Annotated in this window: 14 protein-coding genes and 2 pseudogenes; 14 read left to right on the top strand and 2 right to left on the bottom strand. The window is 74.4% G+C overall.

Features of this window, described 5'->3' with window-relative positions; all coding sequences use genetic code 11:
• Positions 1 to 25: 25 nt before the first annotated feature.
• Positions 26 to 2,281, bottom strand: a complete 2,256-nt coding sequence (locus EOINJALH_RS28875; protein ID WP_088286775.1) for a molybdopterin cofactor-binding domain-containing protein — start codon at positions 2,279 to 2,281, stop codon at positions 26 to 28.
• Positions 2,282 to 2,416: 135 nt separating this feature from the next.
• Complete coding sequence (locus tag EOINJALH_RS28870; RefSeq protein ID WP_158219938.1) at positions 2,417 to 6,220, bottom strand: patatin-like phospholipase family protein; 3,804 nt, start codon at positions 6,218 to 6,220, stop codon at positions 2,417 to 2,419.
• 336 nt (positions 6,221 to 6,556) lie between these two features.
• Between EOINJALH_RS28870 and EOINJALH_RS28865 the strand changes: the two genes are divergently transcribed.
• The 14 genes and pseudogenes from EOINJALH_RS28865 to EOINJALH_RS28805 all read left to right on the top strand — a co-directional run.
• Entirely contained in the window at positions 6,557 to 7,552 is a 996-nt protein-coding gene (locus EOINJALH_RS28865) for an FAD:protein FMN transferase (RefSeq protein ID WP_158219937.1), read from the top strand.
• A complete protein-coding gene (locus EOINJALH_RS28860) occupies positions 7,549 to 10,563 on the top strand; it encodes a hypothetical protein (protein ID WP_088286769.1) in 3,015 nt (1,004 codons plus the stop codon). Before EOINJALH_RS28865 ends, EOINJALH_RS28860 begins: the two co-directional genes overlap by 4 nt.
• Positions 10,560 to 11,177 carry a hypothetical protein gene (locus EOINJALH_RS28855; RefSeq protein WP_144290213.1) on the top strand — a complete coding sequence of 206 codons (618 nt, stop codon included), beginning with the start codon at positions 10,560 to 10,562 and terminating at the stop codon, positions 11,175 to 11,177. Before EOINJALH_RS28860 ends, EOINJALH_RS28855 begins: the two co-directional genes overlap by 4 nt.
• On the top strand, positions 11,174 to 11,938 hold the full coding sequence (locus tag EOINJALH_RS28850) for an SH3 domain-containing protein (protein ID WP_088286765.1): 765 nt from the start codon (positions 11,174 to 11,176) through the stop codon (positions 11,936 to 11,938). Before EOINJALH_RS28855 ends, EOINJALH_RS28850 begins: the two co-directional genes overlap by 4 nt.
• Before the next feature lie 25 nt (positions 11,939 to 11,963).
• Positions 11,964 to 12,599, top strand: a complete 636-nt coding sequence (locus tag EOINJALH_RS28845) for an outer membrane beta-barrel domain-containing protein (protein ID WP_088286763.1) — start codon at positions 11,964 to 11,966, stop codon at positions 12,597 to 12,599.
• A gap of 8 nt (positions 12,600 to 12,607) precedes the next feature.
• Positions 12,608 to 13,111: a TlpA disulfide reductase family protein gene (locus EOINJALH_RS28840; RefSeq protein WP_234414092.1), complete on the top strand. Its 504-nt coding sequence runs from the start codon at positions 12,608 to 12,610 to the stop codon at positions 13,109 to 13,111.
• The gene (locus EOINJALH_RS28835) at positions 13,108 to 13,344 is read left to right on the top strand and encodes a DUF4266 domain-containing protein (RefSeq protein WP_088286762.1); all 237 of its coding nucleotides are present in this window, start codon (positions 13,108 to 13,110) and stop codon (positions 13,342 to 13,344) included. Before EOINJALH_RS28840 ends, EOINJALH_RS28835 begins: the two co-directional genes overlap by 4 nt.
• 217 nt (positions 13,345 to 13,561) lie before the next feature.
• Positions 13,562 to 13,744, top strand: a pseudogene (locus tag EOINJALH_RS33570) (hypothetical protein); the annotation flags it as partial.
• 302 nt (positions 13,745 to 14,046) lie between these two features.
• Positions 14,047 to 14,211, top strand: a pseudogene (locus EOINJALH_RS33565) (DUF3570 domain-containing protein); the annotation flags it as partial.
• A 57-nt stretch (positions 14,212 to 14,268) separates the two neighbouring features.
• Positions 14,269 to 14,442: a hypothetical protein gene (locus tag EOINJALH_RS32440; RefSeq protein WP_199873505.1), complete on the top strand. Its 174-nt coding sequence runs from the start codon at positions 14,269 to 14,271 to the stop codon at positions 14,440 to 14,442.
• Positions 14,443 to 14,467: 25 nt separating this feature from the next.
• Positions 14,468 to 15,037 (top strand): AraC family transcriptional regulator, encoded by a 570-nt coding sequence (locus tag EOINJALH_RS28820; protein ID WP_234414091.1) that lies wholly within the window; start codon positions 14,468 to 14,470, stop codon positions 15,035 to 15,037.
• Complete coding sequence (locus tag EOINJALH_RS28815; RefSeq protein ID WP_088286756.1) at positions 15,037 to 16,983, top strand: tetratricopeptide repeat protein; 1,947 nt, start codon at positions 15,037 to 15,039, stop codon at positions 16,981 to 16,983. Before EOINJALH_RS28820 ends, EOINJALH_RS28815 begins: the two co-directional genes overlap by 1 nt.
• Entirely contained in the window at positions 16,967 to 20,305 is a 3,339-nt protein-coding gene (locus EOINJALH_RS28810) for a tetratricopeptide repeat protein (protein WP_088286754.1), read from the top strand. The genes EOINJALH_RS28815 and EOINJALH_RS28810 overlap by 17 nt, the downstream gene beginning before the upstream one ends.
• A partial coding sequence (locus EOINJALH_RS28805) for a hypothetical protein (protein ID WP_144290212.1) occupies positions 20,302 to 20,616 on the top strand: 315 nt, incomplete at its 3' end. The genes EOINJALH_RS28810 and EOINJALH_RS28805, both read left to right, overlap by 4 nt.

Genomic DNA, 20,616 nt, shown 5'->3' with positions numbered 1-20,616 from the left:
CTCGAACGGCACGAGGCCCGCCGCCTCAAGTCTCCAATCGCCAGCCCGACCGGTGCAGCGGCAACTGCACCACCTGCTTGCCGCTGGCGGCCAGCAGCGCGTTGGCCAGGGCCGGCGCGATGCTGGGCGGGCCTTCCTCGCCGACGCCGCCTGGCGCGTCGCCGCCCGCCAGCACCAGCACGTCCAGCGGCGGCGTCTGGCCGAGCCTGAGCACCGGGTGGTCGTCGAAGTTGCCCTGGTCGATGCGGCCATTCGTCATCGTGATCTCGCCGAACAGCGCGGCCGACAGGCCGAACAGCGTGCCGCCCGCCATCTGCGCCTCCACCTGGGCCGGGTCGGCCACCACGCCGGGGTCGATGGCCGCGGTGAGGCGCACGATCCTGAAGCGGCCGGGCGCGGTCACCTGCACTTCGCAGACATGGCCGCTGAGGGTGCCGTTGGCCTCGCTCAGCGCCGCGCCGCGGAAGTGGCCGGCCGGCAGCGGCCCGGCCCAATCCGAGCGTGCGGCCAATGCGTCAATGAAGGCCAGTGCGCGTGCATTGCCTGTCAGCAACCGACGGCGGTAGTCCAGCGGGTCGAGGCCCGCGTGGCGCGCCGCGTGGTCCAGCGTGCACTCGAGGAAGAAGCAGTTCTGCGAGTGGCCCACCGACCGCCAGTAGCCGCAGGGCAGGCCGACGTCCACCCGCGTCCAGCGCAGGTCGAGCCGCGGCAGGGCGTATCGCCGGTTGACCCAACCCATCGTCAGCGTCCAGTCGAAGCCGTCGACGGCCGGCGTGTTGGTCAGCCCTGAATGCTCCAGCACCGACGGGCCGGCCATGTCGACGCGCAGGCCGGTGGGTCGGTGGTCGGCGCCCAGCGCCATCCGCACGCGGGCCACCATCGCGGGGCGGCAGAAGCCCGACCGCGTGTCCGCCTCGCGTGACCAGATCGTCTTCACCGGCCGGCCCGCGGCCCGGGCGATCAACGCGGCCTGCACCGCCACGTCGGGTTCCAGCCGGCGGCCGAAGCCGCCACCGCAGTGCTGCGGGTGCACCGTCACGGCGTCGGGATCCAGGCCCAGCGCGTCGGCCACGGCGCGCTGCACGTCGCCCGGCGACTGGGTGGACACCCAGACCTCGGCGCTGCGGTCGCGCACCTCGGCGGTGGCGTTCATCGGTTCCAGGGTCTCGTGCGCCAGGAAGGGCACTTCGAAGCCCAGTTCGACCACGTGCGCCGCATCGGCCAACGCCCGCGCGGTGGCCTCGGGGTCCTGCCGGCGGCTCAGCGCGGCGGGCATGGGGCGCCCCACGGCGTCGCCCACCGCCAGCCACAGCAGGCGGCGGTGGCCGTAGGTGCCGGCCGAGGCCTTGGGGCCGTCGCGCCAACGCGGCCGCAGCGCCAGCGTGCCCTTGTGCGCCGCCCACCAGCCGTCGGCGACCACGGCCAGGCCGCCGGGCAGCGTCACCACCTGGCGCACGCCGCGGATGGCCAGCGCCGGGGCGGAGTCCACCGATTCGAGCAGGCCGCCGAAGGTGGGCGCATGCAGCACCGCGGCCACCCACTGGCCCGGCCGCTGCACGTCGATGCCGTAGACGGCGCGGCCGTCGAGCTTGGGGCCCACCTCGGCCGCGGGGGCGGGCGCCGGGTGGCCCAGCACGGTCCAGTCGCGGGCGGCCTTGGGCTGCGGCGTGTCGGTGGGCGTCAACGCCGCCGCGGCCTGCAGCAGTTCGGCGTAGCCGGCGCTGCGCACCGGGGTGCCGTCGGCCGGGCGGTGCTCCACCCGCCCGTCGCGCGCGGTGCAGAGCTGCGGCGCCAGGCCCCAGCGTGCGGCGGCGGCGCGTACCAGCAGGTCGCGCGCCGCCGCGCACACCGGGGCCAGCGTGGCGTGGGACGAGGTGAAGCCGACGCTGCCGAAGGTGGCGTAGACCTCCAGCGTGCGGTTGGCGAAGCGCGGCTCGACCGGCGCGGGCTCGATGCGCACCCAGTCTGGCGGTACGGCCAGTTCCTCGGCCACCACGCGTGCGATGGCGCGGTGCGTGCCCTGGCCCAGGTGGGCGATGTTGGTCAGCGCGGTCACCCGGCCGCTGGGGTCGAACTTCAGCCAGGCGCCGAAGCCGGGTGGCCGCGGCGTCACGTTCGTCGGTGCGCCGACCGGCGCCGTCTGCGCGTGGGCGAGCGGCAGCGCGCCGGTGCCGATGACCCAGGCACCGCCGGCCAGCGTCGAGACCAGGAAGCCCCGACGCGACCCGCTCGCCGGCGCGTCGGCGGGGCCTGCAGGCGTCGTCGGTGGGAGGGCCTTCATCGCGATCGCGCGTCCGACAAAAGGGGCGAGCGCGCATTGTGCAGCGGCCTGCACCCGCGCCAGCGCCCGTCGCCCGACGGGCCGCGAGCCGGTGGCTCCGGCGTGCGGGCCTACGGAGGCGGGCAGGGCGGTGGGTCAGCGGCTGGTCTGCGGCGGCGGGGCCAGCCACAACTCGACCACGCCGGGCGTGGCCCGCAGGCGCGTGGCCAGGGGCTCGGCGCGGCGCTCGGCCTGCAGGCTGCCGGCGGGCAGGGACGAGCGGGCGTTCATCCAGGCGACGAGCGCCCTGGCGCAGGCTTCGTCGCTGTCGCCGTGCCAGCGCAGCATGTCGGCCCGCACGGGGGTGGGCGGCACCCGGTTGCGCAACTGCGCGCGCACCACCATGTCCTCGCTCACCGGCACGGACGCTCCGATCGACTGCAAGGCCTTGCGCACCGCCAGGTCGTCAGGGTCGCGGGAGCGGCCGTACACCTGCAGGTACACCGTTTTGCCCTGGCAGGGCGCCAGCGAGGGTGTCGCTGCGGCGGCGGGGGGCGGGGCCGCGGCGCGAGCCCCGGGATCGGCCGGCGCTGGCGGGGGCCTGGGCGCGGCCGCTGGTGCAGGCGCTGGTGCCGGCGCCGGTGAAGGCCTCGCGCCGGTCACCGGTGCGGGTGTCGACGAGGTCGTCGGCGCGGGCGCGGTTGTGGGCGCAGTTGCGGGTGCGGGTGCGGGTGCCACCGACACCGGTGGCGTCGGTGCCGCCGCGCTGGCCACCGGCACGGCGGCCGCCACCGCGCTGGCGCCGCTGAGCACCTCGGCGGGCACCGTCGGCTGCACGCCGGCCGGGGCCACGCGCAGGCAGTTGCCCAGCCGGTTGCCCACCTGCGGGCGGTAGTCGCGGCCCCAGTAGCTGGGCGGGCAGTGGGCGAAGTGCGGGTCGGTGTCGCGGCGACGCACCTCGTCTTCCACGTACAGGCAGTGGTCGGGGTCGTCCACCGCCACCAGCCGGGTGCAGGCCGACGGCGGCGGCAGCCCCTGCCCCTGCGCCTTGGTGATGTCCTGGCAGGCGTAGCGGGCGTCGTTGAGCACCGCCTGGGCGGTGTACAGGCGCTCGGCCTGCACCAGCAGGCCGGCCTCGTTGCGCAGCGTCGCCTGGTAGGGCTTGAACCAGCGGTCGAAGCCGTTCGGGCACAGCGTGTCGCCGATGCGCAGCAGTGACGCCGCCAGCGCCTGCGCAGTGGGCACGTCGGGCGGCGACGCGCGCCCGCCGGTGCGCAGCTTGCCCCACAGGTCGGTCAGTTCCTTCAGCGCCTTGTCGTCGGCCTCGGTGGACTTGCTGGCCGAGGTGCGCCAGGCGTCCAGCGCCTGCCACACCGACACGCCCAGCGTGGCGGCGGTGGTCAGGCCGATCGACGCGCCGACGGCGCCGCTGGTCAGCCGCGCGCGCAGGCCGGCGGCGGCCGCGCCGGTGGCTGCCGCCGCGGCGCCGAGCATGCGGCCATCGTCGCGCTTGAAGCACCGCGCCGCCTCGCCGTCGGCAATGCGCTGCAGCAGGCCCGCCGGCAGGCGCTGGCCGATCGAGCGGCCGAGCATGAAGTAGCTCTCCCACTGCGGCTCCTCGAAGGCCTGGTCGGACGTGCTCTGCTGCGGAAAGTCGGGGAACTCGGCCTTGAAGTTGATCAGGTCCACCGGCAGGCCGGAGAACATGTTGGGCTTGACCAGCACCAGCCAGCCGCGGCTGCCGTCCCGGTATTCGATCTCGGCGATGGCCATGCAGGCGTCGCTGGACGGCGAGGCCAGGTCGGCCACCGAGCCGAACACGCGCCAGTCGGCGCCGGCGTGGGTGGCGTCGGGCTTCAGGAAGTGGATCGCGGCGCCCAGGTCCACCCGCGCCTTGCGTACCAGGTTCTCGAGGTCGGCGAAGCGGTACTCGGGGTCGCCGCCGCAGTCGGCCAGCACGATGAGCCGCGTGCGCTCGCGCAGCAGGGCGTAGGCCGCGGTGTTCTCGAAGTGGCCACCGTCGCTGAGGTACCAGAAGTCGGCGTGGTCGCCGCGAAAGCGCCCCAGCAGTTCGCGCAGCAGCAGGCGCGACTTGGCCAGCCAGGCCAGGCGCACGGTGCCGGGCTGCAGGCCGCGCGTGTCCCACCAGTAGCCCAGCCGCACGCCGGCGAACATGGCCAGCGCGGCGATGCCGCTGCGCGTGAGCATGCCCAGGCCTGGGGCGAAGGCCGCGCCCGAGATGGCCGTCCAGCTGCCCAGCGTCAGCGCCTGGTCGGCCGGCATGCGCTGCCAGGGCCGCTCGCCGATGCGCATCCAGCCGCCGGCCATCGCGGTCAGGCCCTGGCCCTTGCGGTCGCCGTTGAACGGCCCCTTGCCGCGCTGCGTCTGGTTCAGGCAGACGTTGATCAGGTGCACCGGGCCACCGCCGGCATGGGGGGCATAGGTGGTGAGGTCTTCGTCGTCGCGCGGGTGGACCTCGCTCACCTCCTTCTGCAGTTCGTAGCCGCCCAGGGGTTCGTCGTCGCGGCGTGCCAGCACGGTGGCGTTCATCGGGAAACGCTCGGCGTTGGCCGCGCCCAGCCAGCCACGGATCAGCCGCGCCCGGTAGAAGCGGTGCAGCGACGACAGGTTGGCGAACTCGACGTGGTGCCCGGTGAGCACCAGGAAGGCGCCGGCGCCGACGAAGTAGAACAGCCAGTGCAGGTGGCCGGCCATGAACTGCATCTCGGTCTGGCCCGGCACGAACACCGTGCCGAAGACCTGGCGGTACAGCAGCGCGATCCACCAGGCCGCCAGCAGCGCGCTGAGCAGCAGGCCGCCGACGTGGGCGATGACGAGCAGGCGGCGCGCCAGCCACTGCGGGGCCGCGCCGCTGGAGCCGCCCAGTGCCGGCAGCACCAGGCGCAGCACGCCTGCGGCGGCCAGCAGGGCCGCACCGAAGCTGGCGGTGGCCTGGGCCTCGAAGGCCATCCACCAGGCCACGCGGTCGAGCACGCCGATGCCGGCCACCACCACCGCGGCCCGCAGCAGCGCGCCCAGCCATTGCGTCAGGCGCACGCTGGCCTGGTGCTCGGCGTAGCCGGGCCGGGCGGCCTCGGCGGCGGCCCAGGCGCAGCCGGTGGTCCAGGTCACCGCGAAGGCGAACAGGCCCATCCACAGCCGGTCTGACAGGCCGATCGCGTCGACGAAGAAGCCCTGCCCCACCCACAGCCCCACCGACACGGCCAATGAGGCCAGGCCTTGCAACGCCAGCAGCGCGGTGCCGTGGCCATCGCGCCGCCGCGGCAGCGCCCAGTAGGCGCACGACAGCGTGGCGGCGGCCCACAGCAGTGGCGCCAGCGCCAGGGCCAGCGTGGGCAGCCAGGCGGGCAGGTGGCGGATGGCGCGCTGCAGGGTGTCGCCCGCGTGCGGCGGGGCCAGCGGGTTCCACAGCCGGTCGAGCGCCTGCCACACGGCCAGGTCCAGCCCGGCCAGCAGCGCGCCCAGCGCGACGGCCAGCAGCGCCAGCTCGATGTGCAGCGCCACCAGGTTGCGCAGCATCGTGGCCGCGGCCACGAACACATCGCGCGTGCCGCGCGCGAAGAGGTAGTTGCTGTTGGCGCGCAGCCACCAAGTGAACCAGCGCTTGTCGGCATCGGCCAGCGCATCCTGCACGCGCTGGGCCCCGTCGCGCAGGCCGGCCGCGCGGTGGAACAGCCGCCCCAGCAGCGCGCCGATGAAGCCGCCGCCCGACACGGTGGACATCAGGTGGAACTTCAACAGCGCCTGGTGCCGCGCCAGCGCCACCAGCAGGCCGAAGCAGAAGGTGGCGCTGCGGATGCCGCCGCCCGACAGCGCCAGGCCCCACAGCGGCGGCGGCTCGGTGGGTGTCGGCGGCGCTGCGTCGGCCCCACCGGGCGGCCGGGGCCCGGCCAGCGCCTGCTCGCGCTGCTGCAACTGCTCGGTGATGGGGTCGCTCATCGCAGGTTCCTGGCGGGCAGGCGCGGTTGGCGCCTTGGATGGCCCGGTGGTGGCCGCAGTGTGGCCCGATCGGCGTCGCAACGATAGCCAGCGCACAGACGCCGTCCCTAATTCGGAGGAACGCCGGGCGCATCGGGACGGCATCGAGCCCCCGCGCGCAACCTGCCGTTGCCAGTGCACACCGCCAGCGCCACATCCGCTCACCTGGTTACCCCGGGACATGGCTTGTTCCAAGACCGGTTGTAAGGACCTGGCGGCTGGTTAACGAAGCGAACCATTCCGCCGGACGACGGGCCGAAGATGCGCCGGCACCTGTCCATCGAGGAGGAGACCGGCATGCAAACCACCACGCTTTCGAGCGCGATGCGCCCTGCGCATCCTGCGGCGCCGGGCTCGGCCCATGCCCCCGGCATGGGGGCGCCGCGCGGACCCGCCATGGCCCAGGGCAGCTGGCTGAAACGCGAGCAGGTCATCATGGGCGCGGTGGTGCAGGTGCAGCTGTGGGCCGACGATCGCCCGCGCGGCGAGGCGGCCATCGCCGCCGTGCTGGCCGAGCTGCACCGCATCAACCGCCTGCTGAGCACGGCACGCGTTGATTCAGAGTTATCGCGTGCCAATGCGATGGCCGCTGCCGGCCCGGTGCGGCTGGGCGAGGAACTGTTCCGCCTGCTGTCTCGATCGGTGGCACTGGCCACGCTGACGCGCGGCGCCTTCGACATCGTGGCGGGCTCGCCGGGCGGCGACGCCGCCGACGCACCCTGGTCGCTGCTGCAACTGGACCCGATCGAGCGCACGCTGCGCTTCGCCCGGCCCGGCGTGCAACTGGATCTGGGCCGCGCCGCCCGCGGCCACGCGGTGGACGCCTGCGGCGTCGTGCTGGCCCGCCACGGCATCCGCCATGCCTGCGTGGCCGTGGGCGGGCATGCGCGGGTGGTGGGCCATCGCCGCGGCATGCCCTGGGTGCTGGGCCTGCGCGACAAGCGCCTGGGCGAGACACCGCTGGCCTTGCTGCCGCTGCAGGACCTGGCCCTGTGCGCCGAAGGCGACGGCACCCAGGCCTTCGAGCACGAGGGCCTTCGCCGGCCCCTGCAGCCCGAGCCCTGGCCCGGTGTCGGGCCCGACACCGGCCTGGCCCCCTGGCGCATGGCCACCGTGATGGCCAACGACGGCCTGGCCGCCGACGCGCTGGCCCGTGCCCTGCGCGTGCACGGCATCGACGCCGGCCTGCGCCTGGTCGGCCGCGTGCCCGACGCCGAGGCGCTGGTGGTGGATGCCGAGGGCCTCCTCCTCGCCACGCCCGCGCTGACGCGGCGGCTTGGGGGGCCGGCATGAGGGAGGCTTTGCAGCGGCTGATCGTGTGGTTCGCCGCAGCCGTGTGGCTGGCCAGCGGCATCGCAGCCTGCAGCGGCGGCGGCACCGACCGCGCCGAGAGCACCGTCACCGTGTCGCCCGACGTGCCCATCGTCTACGTGAAGCGGCCGGTGGGCGTGCGCATGAACCCGACCAACGGCGCGCCCGGCGCGGCCGGCGGCGACCTGATGCTGCGCGAGCAATCGTCGCCCAGCGCGCCCGAGCACAACCTCACCGCGCGCTTCACGCAGGGGCAGGGCGACGCGTCCGACCCCGAGGTGTCCTACGACGGCAAGCGCGTGGTCTTCGCGATGCGCTGCCCGGTGGCCAACACCTCGACGATCGACGGCGCACCCGCCTGCACTGGCCGCTGGAACGTCTGGGAATACGACATGCGGTCCGCCACACAGTCGGGCGGTCTGCTCGGCGGCAGCTTCCGCCGCCTCACGCACAGCACCGACAGCGACGACGTCGACCCCGTCTACCTGCCGGCCGGCCGCGGCATCGTCTTCACGTCGAACCGGCAGACCCGCTCGCGCGCGTTGCAGGCGCTGGGCCGCAACTACCTGGCGCTGGACGAGTACGAGCGCGAGCGCGTGTTCAACCTGCACACCATGGACGCCGACGGCGGTGCCATCGCGCAGATCTCGTTCAACCAGAGCCACGACCGCAACCCGGTGGTGCGACCCAACGGCGACATCATGTTCTCGCGCTGGGACCATGTCGGCGGGCGCAACCACTTCACGATCTTCCGCGCCAAGCCCGACGGCACCGACCTGTTCGTGCTCTACGGCGCGCACAGCGAGGGCAACAGTTACCTGCACCCGCGCGACATGGACCCGGCTGGTGCGTTCAAGGGCCAGGTGGCCACCAGCCTGATGCCGCTGTCGGGCACGCAGGAGGGTGGGGCGCTGGTGCTGGTGGACGCCGCCAACTACTCCGAGAAGGACACGCCGGCCAACGCCAGCGCGCCGGCCCAGGGCGGCCAGCGCCAGATCACCGCGCAGCCCCTGGCCATCGAGCGCGGGCTGTCGATGTTCGGCCGCGTCACCACGCCTTATCCGCTGTGGGACGGCACCGACCGCATCCTGGCCGCCTTCCGCCCCTGCGAGGTGCTGCGCGAGGGCGTGGTGGTGCCCTGCGCCAGCCTCAACGCCGACGAGATGCGCCGCATCACCAGCGAGCGCAGCCGCGCCGAGGCGGCCGCCGACACGCTGCAGGACAACGCTCCTGCAGCCTACGGCATCTACATGCACGATCCGGCCAAGCAGACCTGGCTCAACGTGGCCTCGCCGCCGCCGGGCTTCATGTACACCGACCCGGTGGCGCTGCTGCCGCGGCCCGAGCCCAGCACCGCCGAGGCCACCACCATCGACCCCGCGCTGGCCACGCAGGGCCTGGGCCTGATCGAGGTGCGCAGCGTCTACGACACCGACGGCCTGGGCCGCATGGGCGACGCGGTGATCGCCGAGGCCGACCGCGCCGGCGCCTGCGCCCAGCCAATCCCCAAGATCGCGCCCACCGACCCGCAGGACCTGCGACCCCAGGTGGCCGACCTGGCGCGCATGAAGGACCCGGCCGACCCGGCCTACCACTGCAGCCCGGCGCGTCTGCTGCGCGTGGTGCGCGCGGTGGCGCCGCCCGCTGGCGGTGCCGGCATGCGCGAGGCCATCGGCGACACCGATTTCGAGCAGCAGCAGATCCTGGGTTATGCGCCGATCGAGCCCGACGGCTCGATCAAGCTCACCGTGCCGGCCGACGTGCCCATCGCGCTGGCCGTGGTCGATGCCAAGGGCCGCGCCTTCCAGACGCACACCAACTGGATCCAGGTGCGCCCGGGCGAGCGTCGCACCTGCGACGGCTGCCACAGCCCGCGGCGCGGCGGCGCGCTCAACTCCGGCGCGGTGGTCAACGCGCTGCCGGCGGCGCTGCGCAGCGCGCTGGCCTCGGCGCACCAGCCCGGCGAGACGATGGCCGGCACGCGCACGCGGCTGGATGCCGCGGCGCTGCTGCTGCAGGCCGACCTGCTGGCCCCCGACGCCTGGGCCGACACCACCCGGCCCGGCGTGCGGGCGCGCGAGGCCGTCGCGCTGCGCTACACCGGCAACACGCTGGCCACCGACGACCTGGCCACCGCGGCGCCGCAGCGCGGCATCGTCAACTACGCCGAGCAGATCCAGCCGCTGTGGACGCGCGACCGCGGCGCGGTCACCTGCGTCAACTGCCATACGCCGGCCTCGCGGCTGGACCTGACGACCAGCATCGCGGGCACCGGGCGGCTGAACAGCTACGAGCGCCTGCTCAACGGCCAGCCGCTGATCGACGCAGCCACCGGCCAGCCGCAGACGCGGCTGGAGGACGGCGTGCCGGTGGCCGTGCGCGGCCCGGCACTGGTGGATAACGGTGCCAGCCAGGGCGAGGCCATCGGCCTGGCCCGCAAGAGCCGGTTGGTGGAACTGCTCTCCGGCGACACGCTGATGGCCGGCAGCGGCGCACGCAGCACCTACCCGGCGCCCGCCGCGCTGGACCACCGCACGCTGCTCAACCGCGCCGAGCAGCGCCTGCTGGCCGAGTGGATCGACCTGGGCGGGCAGTACACCAACGACCCCTTCGATGCCAACGGCCGGCCGCGCGGCGTCACCGGGCTGAGCGAGGCCACTTTCGCACAGACGGTGCTGCCGGTGCTGCGCGAGCAGTGCCTGGGCTGCCACCAGCCGGTGGGCAGCACCGGCGCGACCGGCACGACTGGCGGCTCGGGTGCCACGCCGGCCACCAACCGGCTGGTGCTCACCGGCGATGCCGAGGGCGACTTCAACGTGGCGCTGAGCCTCGTCAACGACGCCTGCAACCCCGCGCGCAGCACCCTGCTCGATCGGCCTTCGCGCGTGCCGCACCCCAGCGGCGCGCTGGCGCAGGCGGCGCCGGTGCTGCCGCCGGCCGGCGCGGGCTACAAGGCCATCGCCGCCTGGATCGCCGGCGGGTGCCCGAGATGACGCGTCGTTCCGGTGTTGCTGTCCGCACGAGCGTCGTGCTGGTCGTCGCGCTGGGCGTCACGCTGGTGGCCGGCTGCGGCGGTGGCAGCCCGCTCGACAACGCCCCCGACATCGCCAACCCGGCGGGGGTGCGCGGGCAGTCGCTGTCCTTCGCCTACTTCCAGGCCTGCGTGCAGCCCATCCTGGTCGCGCCGCTGGCCGCACCGGGCGCCGGCGGGGCCCCCAACACCTGTGCCTCGTCGGGCTGCCACGACAGCGTCAACGGCACCGGCGGCGCGCTGCGCCTGGCCGGCCAGGCGGCGCCGGTGGACCTGGCCGACGCTGCCAGCACGCCCGAGGCGGTGCGGGCCACGGCGATGTACCGCAACTTCGTCTCGGCGCAGGGCATGGCGATCATCGGCGCACCCGAGCAGAGCCTGCTGCTGGCCAAGCCGCGGCTGGCCAACGTGCTGCACGGCGGCGGCCTGATCTTCGAGCGCGCCGACGACGACAACGTGCGGCGCATCGCCTACTGGATCGGCCACCCGATGCCGCAGGGGCAGGACGAATTCAGCACCGCGTCGAACGCGCTGTTCACCCCGGCCGACAGCCGCACCGGACGCTGCAACCCATGACGAGCACCGTGTTCCCCCTGGGCTTGGTGCTGTGCGCGCTGGCGCTGCCGGCGCAGGCTGCCGACGCGGCCGACCCGACCGCGGAGCCCACCACCGAGGCCTTGCAGGTGGCCGATGCCTTCCTCGAGATGCGCACCGGCCCGGGCCGCGGCTACCCCGTCTTCCACGTCGCCCAGCGCGGCGAGGCGGTCGTCGTGCTGCTGCGCCACACCGACTGGTTCAAGGTGCGCAGCGCGCGCGGCGCCGAGGGCTGGGTCGAGCGCGCGCAACTGCAGGGCACGCTCACCGCGGCCGGCAGCCCCAAGACCTTCCGCGACCTGCTGGTCGACGACTACCTGGCCCGGCGGGTGGAGATGGGCGCGGCCTGGGGGCGCTTCAAGTCCGAGCCGATGCTCAAGCTGTGGGGCGCCGTGCGCCTGGGCGAATCGCTGGGTGTGGAACTGAGCGTGGGCCAGGTGCAGGGCCTGTTCTCGGGCACCGACTTCTGGCACGTCAACGCGGTGGCCGAGCCCTGGAGCGACAAGCGCCTGTCGCCCTACCTGTCGGTGGGCGTGGGCAGCTTCAGCAACCTGCCCAACCAGAGCCTGGTCGGCGCGGTCGACACCCGCGCCAAGCTGGCCAACGCTGGCCTGGGCCTGCGCTGGTACGTCACCGAGCGCTTCGTGGCCCGCACCGACTGGACGCTCTACACCGCCTTCGTCTCCGACCAGCGCAGCCGCGAGTTCCGCGCGCTGACGCTGGGCCTGTCGTTCTTCTTCTGACGCCCCCAACCCCTTCAAAGCCACCATGCGCCACCGTCCCGCCCACGCCGCACTGATCGCCTCCCTGCTGGCAGCAACCGTGGCCCCCTGGGCCCAGGCCGCCGACAACGAGCCCGTGATCCAGCCGCAGGTGCAGCGCCGCGAGCTGAAGCTGCCGCGCATCCCCAGCAACGACTTCGAGGCGGGGCTGTTCGTCGGCACCTACGCCACGCAGAACTTCGGCTCGTCGGCGGTGGCCGGCGTGCGCCTGGGCTACCACCTCACCGAAGACTTCTTTGCCGAGGCCACGATCGCCGGCACGCAGGTCAGCGATGAGTCGTTCCGCCAGATCCTGCCCGGCGGCGTGTTCCCCACGGCGAAGGAGACGCTGAGCTACGCCAACCTCTCCGCCGGCTGGAACGTGCTGCCCGGCGAGGTGTTCTTCGGCCGCCATGTGGCCAAGGCCTCGTCGGTGTACCTGATCGGCGGCATCGGCACCACGCGCTTCGCGCAGCAGCGGCGGCAGACGATCAACGTGGGCTTGGGGCTGCGCCTGTTCCTGCGCGACTGGGCGGCCATCCAGGTGGACATGCGCGACCACGTCTTCTCGCTCGACCTGCTGGGCAAGCGCCAGACCACGCAGAACCTCGAGCTGACCACCGGCGTGACCTTCTTCTTCTGATGATGGCCATGAACGCTTCCTCGTCACGCCGTGCCGCCTGCGTCGCCGCCGCACTGCTGGCGTTCGCGCCCGTTCATGCCGCGGTGCAGACCGACACCGCCGCGCCCGACTTCACGCTGCGCACGCTGGACGGCCCGGCCCTGCGACTGGCCGAGCAGCGCGGCCGCGTCGTGCTGGTCAACTTCTGGGCCAGCTGGTGCGGCCCCTGCCGGCAGGAGATGCCGCAGCTCAACCGCCTGCACGACAAGTACCGCGCCGCCGGCCTGGTGCTGCTGGGCATCAACATCGACGACGACCCGCGCCAGGCGGCCGCGCTGAAAGAACGTTACGAGCTGCGCTTCCCCGTGCTGCTGGACACCGACAAGGCGGTGGTCAAGCGCTACGACCTGGGCGCCATGCCGGCCACCGTGCTGATCGACCGCGACGGCCGCGTGCGCCGCCTGCACCGCGGCTACCGCGACGGCCTCGAACTCACCTACGACCAGCAGATCCGGGAGTTGATCAAGGAATGACACGCCTCGCCTTCATCCCGATGCTGATCGTGGCCGCGTCTTTGGCGGGGTGCTCTTCGTGGTCCTGGCCCCGGCCCTGGGTTCAGCCCTACGAGCGCGAGCGCCTGGCCGACCCGCTGATGAAGCCCTCGCGTGACCTGCTGGCCGACCGCCACCGGGCGCACGTGCACGAGGTGCGCGAAGGCGCGCGCGGCGCCACCGCGGTGCAAGGAGGCGGCTGTGGCTGCAACTGACGGCACCGCGTGGAAGGGCCTGTGCCGCGCGCTGTGGGCGGCCTCCGGCAGCCTGCTGGCCGCCGCGCCGGCCGCGGCCGTCGACCTGCCCGACAACCGCGCCGAGGCGCTGCTGCACGTGTACGACGGTGGCGGCACCACCGCCAGCGGCCCGGCCTTCCTGGTGCGCAAGCGCGTGGGCGACGCGCTGTCGCTGTCGGGCTCGGTCTACGTGGACATGGTCAGCAACGCCTCGGTCGACGTCGTCACCACCGCCAGCCCCTTCCACGAGCGCCGCACCGCGGTCGACCTGGGCCTGGAGCATGTCGTCCGCGACGCCACCATCAAGCTCGGTCTCGGCCAGAGCAGCGAGCCCGACTACCGCGCGCGCAGCCTGTCGTTGGACGTGACTCAGGAGGTGTTCGGCGGCATGACCACCGTGGCGCTGGGCTTCAGCCGTGGTGCCGACGACGTGGGCAAGAAGGGCACTGCCGGCTTCTTCGACCGCGCCACGCACTGGCAGTACCGGCTGGGCGCCACGCAGGTGCTGAGCCCGCGCTGGCTGGCCAGCGTCAACCTCGAGGCGCTGGCCGACGACGGCTACCTCGGCAGCCCCTACCGCGTCGCCCGCGTCTTTGGGGCGGCCGTGCCCGAACGCCACCCGCGCACCCGATCGGGCCGCGCCGCGCGCTTGCCGCGCGCGGCGACGTGGCCGGCATCGGCATGCTGCGCGCCGAGTACCGCTACTACTGGGACAACTGGGCCGTCAAGGCGCACACGCTGGAAGTCGGCCACGGCCGCCACGTCGGCGAGGTGTGGACGGTGGAGGGCAGCCTGCGCCTGCACCGCCAGGGCGCCGCGCTGTTCTACAGCGACAACGCCGGCACCGAGACGCTGTACCTGTCGCGCAACCGCCAGTTGTCCCGCTTCTCGAGCCTGGGGCTGATGGCCAAGGCGTCGTACGCGCTACCGCGGGCGACGGGCCAGGCGCCGATCTGGCTCAACGGCGCCGTCGAGTTCAAGCACTTCGGCTACCGCGACTTCACCGACCTGCGCACCGGATCGTCCTATGCCCACAACGCCACGCTGCTGCAACTCTATGTCTCGTCCACTTTCTGATCTTTGGCGCGTGGTCGCGCAGGCGATGTTCATCGCCACCGCGCTGCTCGGCGCCGCCGCGTCGCAGGCCGACGAGGCCGTCAAACCTGCGGCGGCAGCCAGCGCGCCGATGGCCGCGGTCATGCCTGCGCCCGCCGCCTCCGCACCGCCTGCCAGCCTCGACACCCGCCTGCAGGACGTCAAGGCCGAGGTCATCCGCCTCAACCGCGACCTGCTGGTGCTGGAGGAGGAACTGCTGTTCCCCGCCAGCACGCAGGTGGCGCTGTTCGTGTCGATGGACGTGGGCAAGCTGTTCTCGCTGGGCTCGGTGCAGGTGCTGCTGGACGACAAGGTGGTCGCCAGCCACCTGTACACCCCGCTCGAGGTGCAGGCGCTGCACCGCGGCGGCGTGCAGCGGCTCTACCTGGGCAACCTGCGTGCCGGCCCGCACGAACTGGTGGCCTACTTCACCGGCGCCGGCCCGCATGAGCGCGACTACAAGCGTGGCACGAAGCTCTCGTTCGAGAAAGGCGTCGACCCGCGCTACATCGAGCTGCAGATCCGCGACGTGCAGGCGAAGCTGCAGCCTGAGTTCGAGGTGAAGGTCTGGCAGTGATGCGCCGGCCGCCCCTCCCCCGGCCGCGCCGCGCGGCCCTGGCGCTGGCCGTGCTGTGGGCGCTGGCCGGCGCGTTCGCCTTCTCGGGCTCGGCGCGGGCCCAGCCCGCGGCGGCGGTGCCCGCCCAGGCGGGCGATGCCGATGTGCCCCGCCCGGTGCAGGCGCCGCACTACGGCGACGCGCTCTTCGGCTTCTTCCAGGAGCGCTGGTTCCCGGCCATCACCTCGCTGATGGTGTCGCAGCACTTCGCCCGCCTGCCCACCCACGAGGACGATGCCGAACTGCTGCGTGGCGGCCTGCTGTTGTCCTATGGCCAGCACCGCGAGGCCGGCGAGGTGTTCGAGCGCCTGGTCGCCACGCGGCCGGCGCTGCGCGATCGTGCCTGGTTCTTCCTGGCCCGCTCGCGCCACCAGCGTGGCCTGTTCGACGAGGCCGAGGCTGCCCTGGCGCGCATCGGGCAGTCCTTGCCCGGCACCCTGGAGGACGACCGCCGCCTGCTGCACGCGCAACTGCTGCTGGCCCGTGGCGCCTCGGCCGAGGCCGCCGCGGTGCTGGAGGCCGCGGCACAGCGGCCCGGCGCGTCGCCCTTCGCCCGCTACAACCGCGGCATCGCGCTGCTGCAAAGCGGCGATGTGGCCGGCGGCCGCGCGGCGCTCGACGCGCTGGGCCGCGAGCCCAGCGCCGACGAAGAAACACGCCAGGTGCGCGACCGCGCCAACGTCGCGCTGGGCTTCTCGGCCCTGCGCGACGACGAGCCCGCGCTGGCCCGCGACGCGCTGCAGCGCGTGCGCCTGGACAGCGGGCCGTCGAACCAGGCGCTGCTGGGCTTCGGCTGGGCCGCCGCGGCGCTGAAGCAGCCCGAGCGGGCGCTGGTTCCCTGGCTGGAACTCTCCACCCGCGACCCTGGCGACGCGGCGGTGCTGGAATCGCGCATCGCCGTGCCGCACGCCTATGCCGAGCTGGGCGCGCGCGGCGAGGCGCTGACGCGCTACCAGGCCGCGATCGACGCCTATGAGGCCGAGCGCCAGTCGCTCACCGAGGCCATCGCGGCCATCCGCGAAGCCGACGCGCTGGCGCCGCTGCTCGACGCCGGCAGCGGCGACGAACCCGGCCGCGAGGTGGACGCCGCGCCGCCGACCATGTCGCATGCCGCGCAGCTGGTGCCGCTGCTGGCCGACCATGCGATGCAGGAGGGGCTGAAGAGCCACCGCGATCTGCGCTGGTTCGACCGCAACCTGCGCGACTGGTCGGACAGCCTGCTGGCCTTCGACGAGGTGCTGGTGCACCGCAGCCGGGCCTATGCCGAGCGGCTGCCGCAGCTGCTGGCCCGCGCCAACGACGCCGCGCAGGGCGTGGCCGCGCTGCAGGCCCGGCGCGACGCCCTGGCCGCCGAGGTGGACCGCGCCGAGGCCGATGCCGATGGCCTGGCGCTGGCCAGCCCCGCCGAGCTGGCGATGCGCACCCGCGTGGCCGAGCTGCGCGCCGCCTTGCCGGCGCTGGGCGAGGGCGCCGAGGCGGCATCCTTCGCCGACCGGATCAGACGCGTCGATGGCGCGTTGGGATGGCGGCTGGCCCAGGCCTGGCCGCAGCGCCTGTGGGACGCGCGCAAGGCGTTGGCGGCGCTCGGCTCGGCGCTCGACCAGGCCCGTTTTCGCGAGGCGGCGCTGGCCCAGGCCCAGCGCGACGAGCCGCAGCGCTTCGAGCGCCTGGCCGGGCGCCTGGCCGAGCTGTCGCGGCGCGTGGCCGCGCTGAACCCGCAGGTGGTGGCGCTGGCCCGCGAGCAGCGCGAGGTGCTGCAGGCCACCGCCATCGCGGCGCTGGCGCGCTCGCAGCAGCGACTGGCCGACTACACCGCGCAGGCGCGTTTTGCGCTGGCCCAGCTGCAGGACGCGCCAGCCGAACTCGCGCGCCACCAAGGGGAGGCCGATCATGCGCCCACGCACTAGGGCCGCCACGGGCGCCACGTCACCGCGCCTTCGCGGGCTGGTCCTGACCCTGCTGGCCGGTGGCCTCGCCGGCTGCGGCCTCTTCCAGCGTCCACCCGCGGGCGACGACGCACCCACGCTGGCCAGCCTGGCCCAACGCCGCGTCGACGTGGTGCCCGATGCTGGCCCGCCGCGCGACGAGGCCCGTGCCATCGCCGCCTACCAGGCCTTCCTGGCCATCGCGCCGACCTCGCCGGGCACACCGGGCGCCGCGGCCGTTGTGGGCCGCGCGACGGCCACGCAGGCCGTGCCGGCGCTGCGCGGCGACCCGAGGCAGGCGCTGGGTGCCGACCCCATGCAGGCGCAGCGCGTTGACCCCACCCAGGCGCTTCGCGCCGTGGCCATGCGCCGCCTCGGCGACCTCGAGATGGACCTGGCCGACAAGCGCGCCGGCGACGGCGACGCGCCCGACTACGGCCCGGCCATCGCCCGCTACCAGGCCTACCTGGCGGCGCACCCGACCGACCCTGGCAATGACCGCGTGCTGTACCAGCTGGCGCGGGCGCAGGAGCAGGGCGGCCAGCCCGAGGCGGCGCTGAAGACGCTGGACCGCCTGGTGGCCGCGCACCCGCTCACCGCGCACCGCGACGAGGCCGAGTTCCGCCGCGGCGAGCTGCTGTTCAGCGCCCGGCGCTACGAGCCGGCCGAAGCCGCCTACGGCGCGGTGCTGCAGGCCGGCGCCGGCAACCCCTTCCTCGACCGCGCGCTCTACATGCAGGGCTGGTCGCGCTACAAGCAGGGCCGGCTCGACGAGGCGCTGGACGCCTTCTTCGGCGTGCTCGACGTGAAGCTCGGCGGCCGCCCCACCGGTGACGACAGCGGCGACGAGCGACCCATCGCCGAGCTGCCCGGCCTCACCCGCGCCGACCGCGAACTGCTCGAGGACACGCTGCGCGTCGTCTCGCTCAGCCTGGACGGCCTGCAGGGCGCGGCCAGCATCGCCGGCCACGTGCACAGCGACCGGCGCGAGGCCTATGCCTGGCGTGTCTACGAGCAGCTCGGCGAGCTGTACCTTCGCCAGGGCCGCAGCAAGGACGCCGCCGACACCTTCGCCCGCTTCGCGCAGGTGCAGCCGACGGCGCCGCAGGCGCCGCTGGCGCAGTCGCGCGTGATCGCCATCTACGAGGCCTCTGGCTTCGACGGCCTGGCACTGGCCGCGAAGCGGGACTTCGTCGTCGCGCACGGCGCGGCCAGCGCGATGCGCCAGTCCAACCCGGCCGGCTGGCTGCGGGCGCAGCCGCGGGTGCATGAGCACCTGGCGGCGCTGGCCCGCCACCACCACGCGGTGGCGCAGACGAGCCGGCGCGAGGCCGACGTCGACGAGGCCGTGCGCTGGTACGGCGCGCTGCTGGAGGCCTTCCCCAACGACCGGCAGGCGCCGGCCGCGCGCTTCCTGCTGGCCGAGCTGTTGGCCGAGGCCGGCCGCCACGCGCCGGCGGCAGCCGAGTACGAGCGCTCGGCCTACGCGCCGCTGCGCCATGCGCACAGCGCGGACGCCGGCTACGCCGCGCTGCTGGCCCGGGGCGAGCTCGTGAAGCGCGCCGACGCCGCCGACCGCCCTGCGCTGCAGCGCGCCCAGGTGGACAGCGCCCGCCGCTTTGCAGCGGCCTTTGCCGACGACCCGCGCCGCGCCGCCGTGATGACCGGCGCCGCCGACACGCTGTTTGCCTTGCGCGACATCGACGCGTCCACCGCGCTGGCCCGCGAGGTGCTGGCGCTGCAGCCGCCGGCCGCGGCCACGCAGCGCCGCGTGGCCTGGACGGTGGTGGCGCACGGTGCCTTCGAGCGCAGCGACTTTGCCGCCGCCGAGGCCGCCTACGGCGAGGTACTGGCCCTGGTGCCGGCGCAGGATGGCGCCCGCGCCGAACTGGTCGATCGCCAGGCCGCGGCCATCTACCGCCAGGGCGAGGCCGCGCGCGAGGGCGGCCGCACGCAGGACGCGGTGGGTCACTTCGGCCGCGTCGCGGCGGTGGCGCCGCAATCGGCCGTCGGCGCCAACGCGCAGATCGACGCCGCCGCCGCGATGATCGCGCTGAAGGACTGGACCGGCGCCGCGCGCACGCTGGAGGACTTCCGCCGCCGCCACGCCAGTCACCCGCTGGCCGCAGGCCTGCCGGCGCGGCTGGCACTGGTTTACACCGAATTGGGCCGCTGGGGCCCGGCCGCGGCCGAGTTCGACCGACTGGCGGCTACGCTGCCGGATACCGGTGTCGACGCAGAGGCCGCGCGCGCCGCGCGCTGGCGCGCCGCCGAGCTGCACGAGAAGGCCGGCGACCGGGCCACCGCGGGCAAGGCCTTTGCCGCCTACCTGCAGCGCCACCCGCAGCCGCTGGAGGCCGCCGTGGAAGCGCGCTGGCGACTGGCCGCGATGGCCGAGTTCGAGGGCCGCGCCAAGGACGCGAAGGCCTGGCTCGACGGCCTGCGCCAGGCCGATGCCGGCGGCGGCGACGCGCGCACGCCGCGCACCCGCACGCTGGGCGCGCTGGCCGCGCTGCAACTGGCCGAGGCGCCGGCGCAGGCCTACCGCCAGGTGGCCCTCGTGGAGCCGCTGGCGCGCACGCTGAAGCTGAAGAAGGCCCGCTTCGACGAGGCCCTGCAGGCCTATGCGCGGGCCGCCGACACCGGCGTGGCCGAGGGCGCCAGCGCCGCCACCTTCCACAGCGCCGCGCTGTACCAGGACTTCGGCCGCGCGGTGCTGGCGTCGCAGCGGCCGCGGCCCAAGGGCCGGCCGCTGGGCAAGGCCGAGGCCGAGCAGTACCAGGTGATGCTGGAGGAGCAGGCCTTCCCGTTCGAGGAGAAGGCCATCGAGCTGCACGCGCTCAACGCCCAGCGCACCGCGCAGGGCCTGTACGACGGCTGGGTGCGCAAGAGCTACGCCGCGCTGCGCGAGCTGCGGCCGCTGCGCTACGGCAAGGACGAGCGGGTGGCGCCGCTGGTGGCGGCCGCGACGACCGACGCGAACCGGCCGGCTGCGGCCGGGCCGAGGACGGCCGCGTCGTGGAATGCCGAGGGCATCGCCCACCGCGAGGCCGGGCGCTTTGCCGAGGCGCAGGCGGCCTACGAGCGCGCGCTGGCGCTGGACGGCGGCTACGCGCCCGCGCTGCTGAACCTCGGCATCCTGTGGGATCTGTACCTGCACGACGGTGCCCGCGCGCTGGCGCAGTACGACGCCTACCAGCGCGTCAGCGGCGGTGACGCCACCGTCGACCGCTGGATCGCAGACCTGCGCAACCGCAAACCCCAGCATGCGCTGGCCACCCACGCCAAGGAGCCTGCACGATGAACCGCAGCACTGCACGGGCGGCCACCGCCGTCGCCATCGCCGCCGTCCTCGCCACGCTGGGCGCCGCCGCAGCGGCGCAGGACCGCGCCGACCTCGAGCGCGCCCGGATCATCGGCAACCGCGAGCTGCCCAAGGTGCTGTACATCGTGCCTTGGAAGAAACCGCTGTCCGCCGCCGGCATCGGCCGCCCGGCCGGCGGCGTGCTCGACGACGCGCTGCAGCCCATCGACCGCGAGGTGTTCCGCCGCGGCCTGCGCTTCGACGCCCAGTTGCGCGCGCGCAGCGCCGACGAGGCCGCGGCCGCGCCAGCG

Origin of the sequence: Ideonella sp. A 288, assembly GCF_002198735.1 — a bacterium.
GTDB lineage: Bacteria > Pseudomonadota > Gammaproteobacteria > Burkholderiales > Burkholderiaceae_C > Pseudaquabacterium.
This window is presented reverse-complemented; position numbering and strand designations above follow the sequence as displayed.

What these genes read in the sequence shown, in the direction of transcription:
- EOINJALH_RS28870 (WP_158219938.1), bottom strand. Translation starts at nt 6,220, where the DNA reads ATGAGCGACCCCATCACCGAGCAGTTGCAGCAGCGCGAGCAGGCGCTG.
- EOINJALH_RS28875 (WP_088286775.1), bottom strand. Translation starts at nt 2,281, where the DNA reads ATGAAGGCCCTCCCACCGACGACGCCTGCAGGCCCCGCCGACGCGCCG.
- EOINJALH_RS32440 (WP_199873505.1), top strand. Translation starts at nt 14,269, where the DNA reads ATGGCCAAGGCGTCGTACGCGCTACCGCGGGCGACGGGCCAGGCGCCG.
- EOINJALH_RS28820 (WP_234414091.1), top strand. Translation starts at nt 14,468, where the DNA reads ATGTTCATCGCCACCGCGCTGCTCGGCGCCGCCGCGTCGCAGGCCGAC.
- EOINJALH_RS28840 (WP_234414092.1), top strand. Translation starts at nt 12,608, where the DNA reads ATGAACGCTTCCTCGTCACGCCGTGCCGCCTGCGTCGCCGCCGCACTG.
- EOINJALH_RS28860 (WP_088286769.1), top strand. Translation starts at nt 7,549, where the DNA reads ATGAGGGAGGCTTTGCAGCGGCTGATCGTGTGGTTCGCCGCAGCCGTG.
- EOINJALH_RS28835 (WP_088286762.1), top strand. Translation starts at nt 13,108, where the DNA reads ATGACACGCCTCGCCTTCATCCCGATGCTGATCGTGGCCGCGTCTTTG.
- EOINJALH_RS28815 (WP_088286756.1), top strand. Translation starts at nt 15,037, where the DNA reads ATGCGCCGGCCGCCCCTCCCCCGGCCGCGCCGCGCGGCCCTGGCGCTG.
- EOINJALH_RS28850 (WP_088286765.1), top strand. Translation starts at nt 11,174, where the DNA reads ATGACGAGCACCGTGTTCCCCCTGGGCTTGGTGCTGTGCGCGCTGGCG.
- EOINJALH_RS28855 (WP_144290213.1), top strand. Translation starts at nt 10,560, where the DNA reads ATGACGCGTCGTTCCGGTGTTGCTGTCCGCACGAGCGTCGTGCTGGTC.
- EOINJALH_RS28845 (WP_088286763.1), top strand. Translation starts at nt 11,964, where the DNA reads ATGCGCCACCGTCCCGCCCACGCCGCACTGATCGCCTCCCTGCTGGCA.
- EOINJALH_RS28865 (WP_158219937.1), top strand. Translation starts at nt 6,557, where the DNA reads ATGCAAACCACCACGCTTTCGAGCGCGATGCGCCCTGCGCATCCTGCG.
- EOINJALH_RS28810 (WP_088286754.1), top strand. Translation starts at nt 16,967, where the DNA reads ATGCGCCCACGCACTAGGGCCGCCACGGGCGCCACGTCACCGCGCCTT.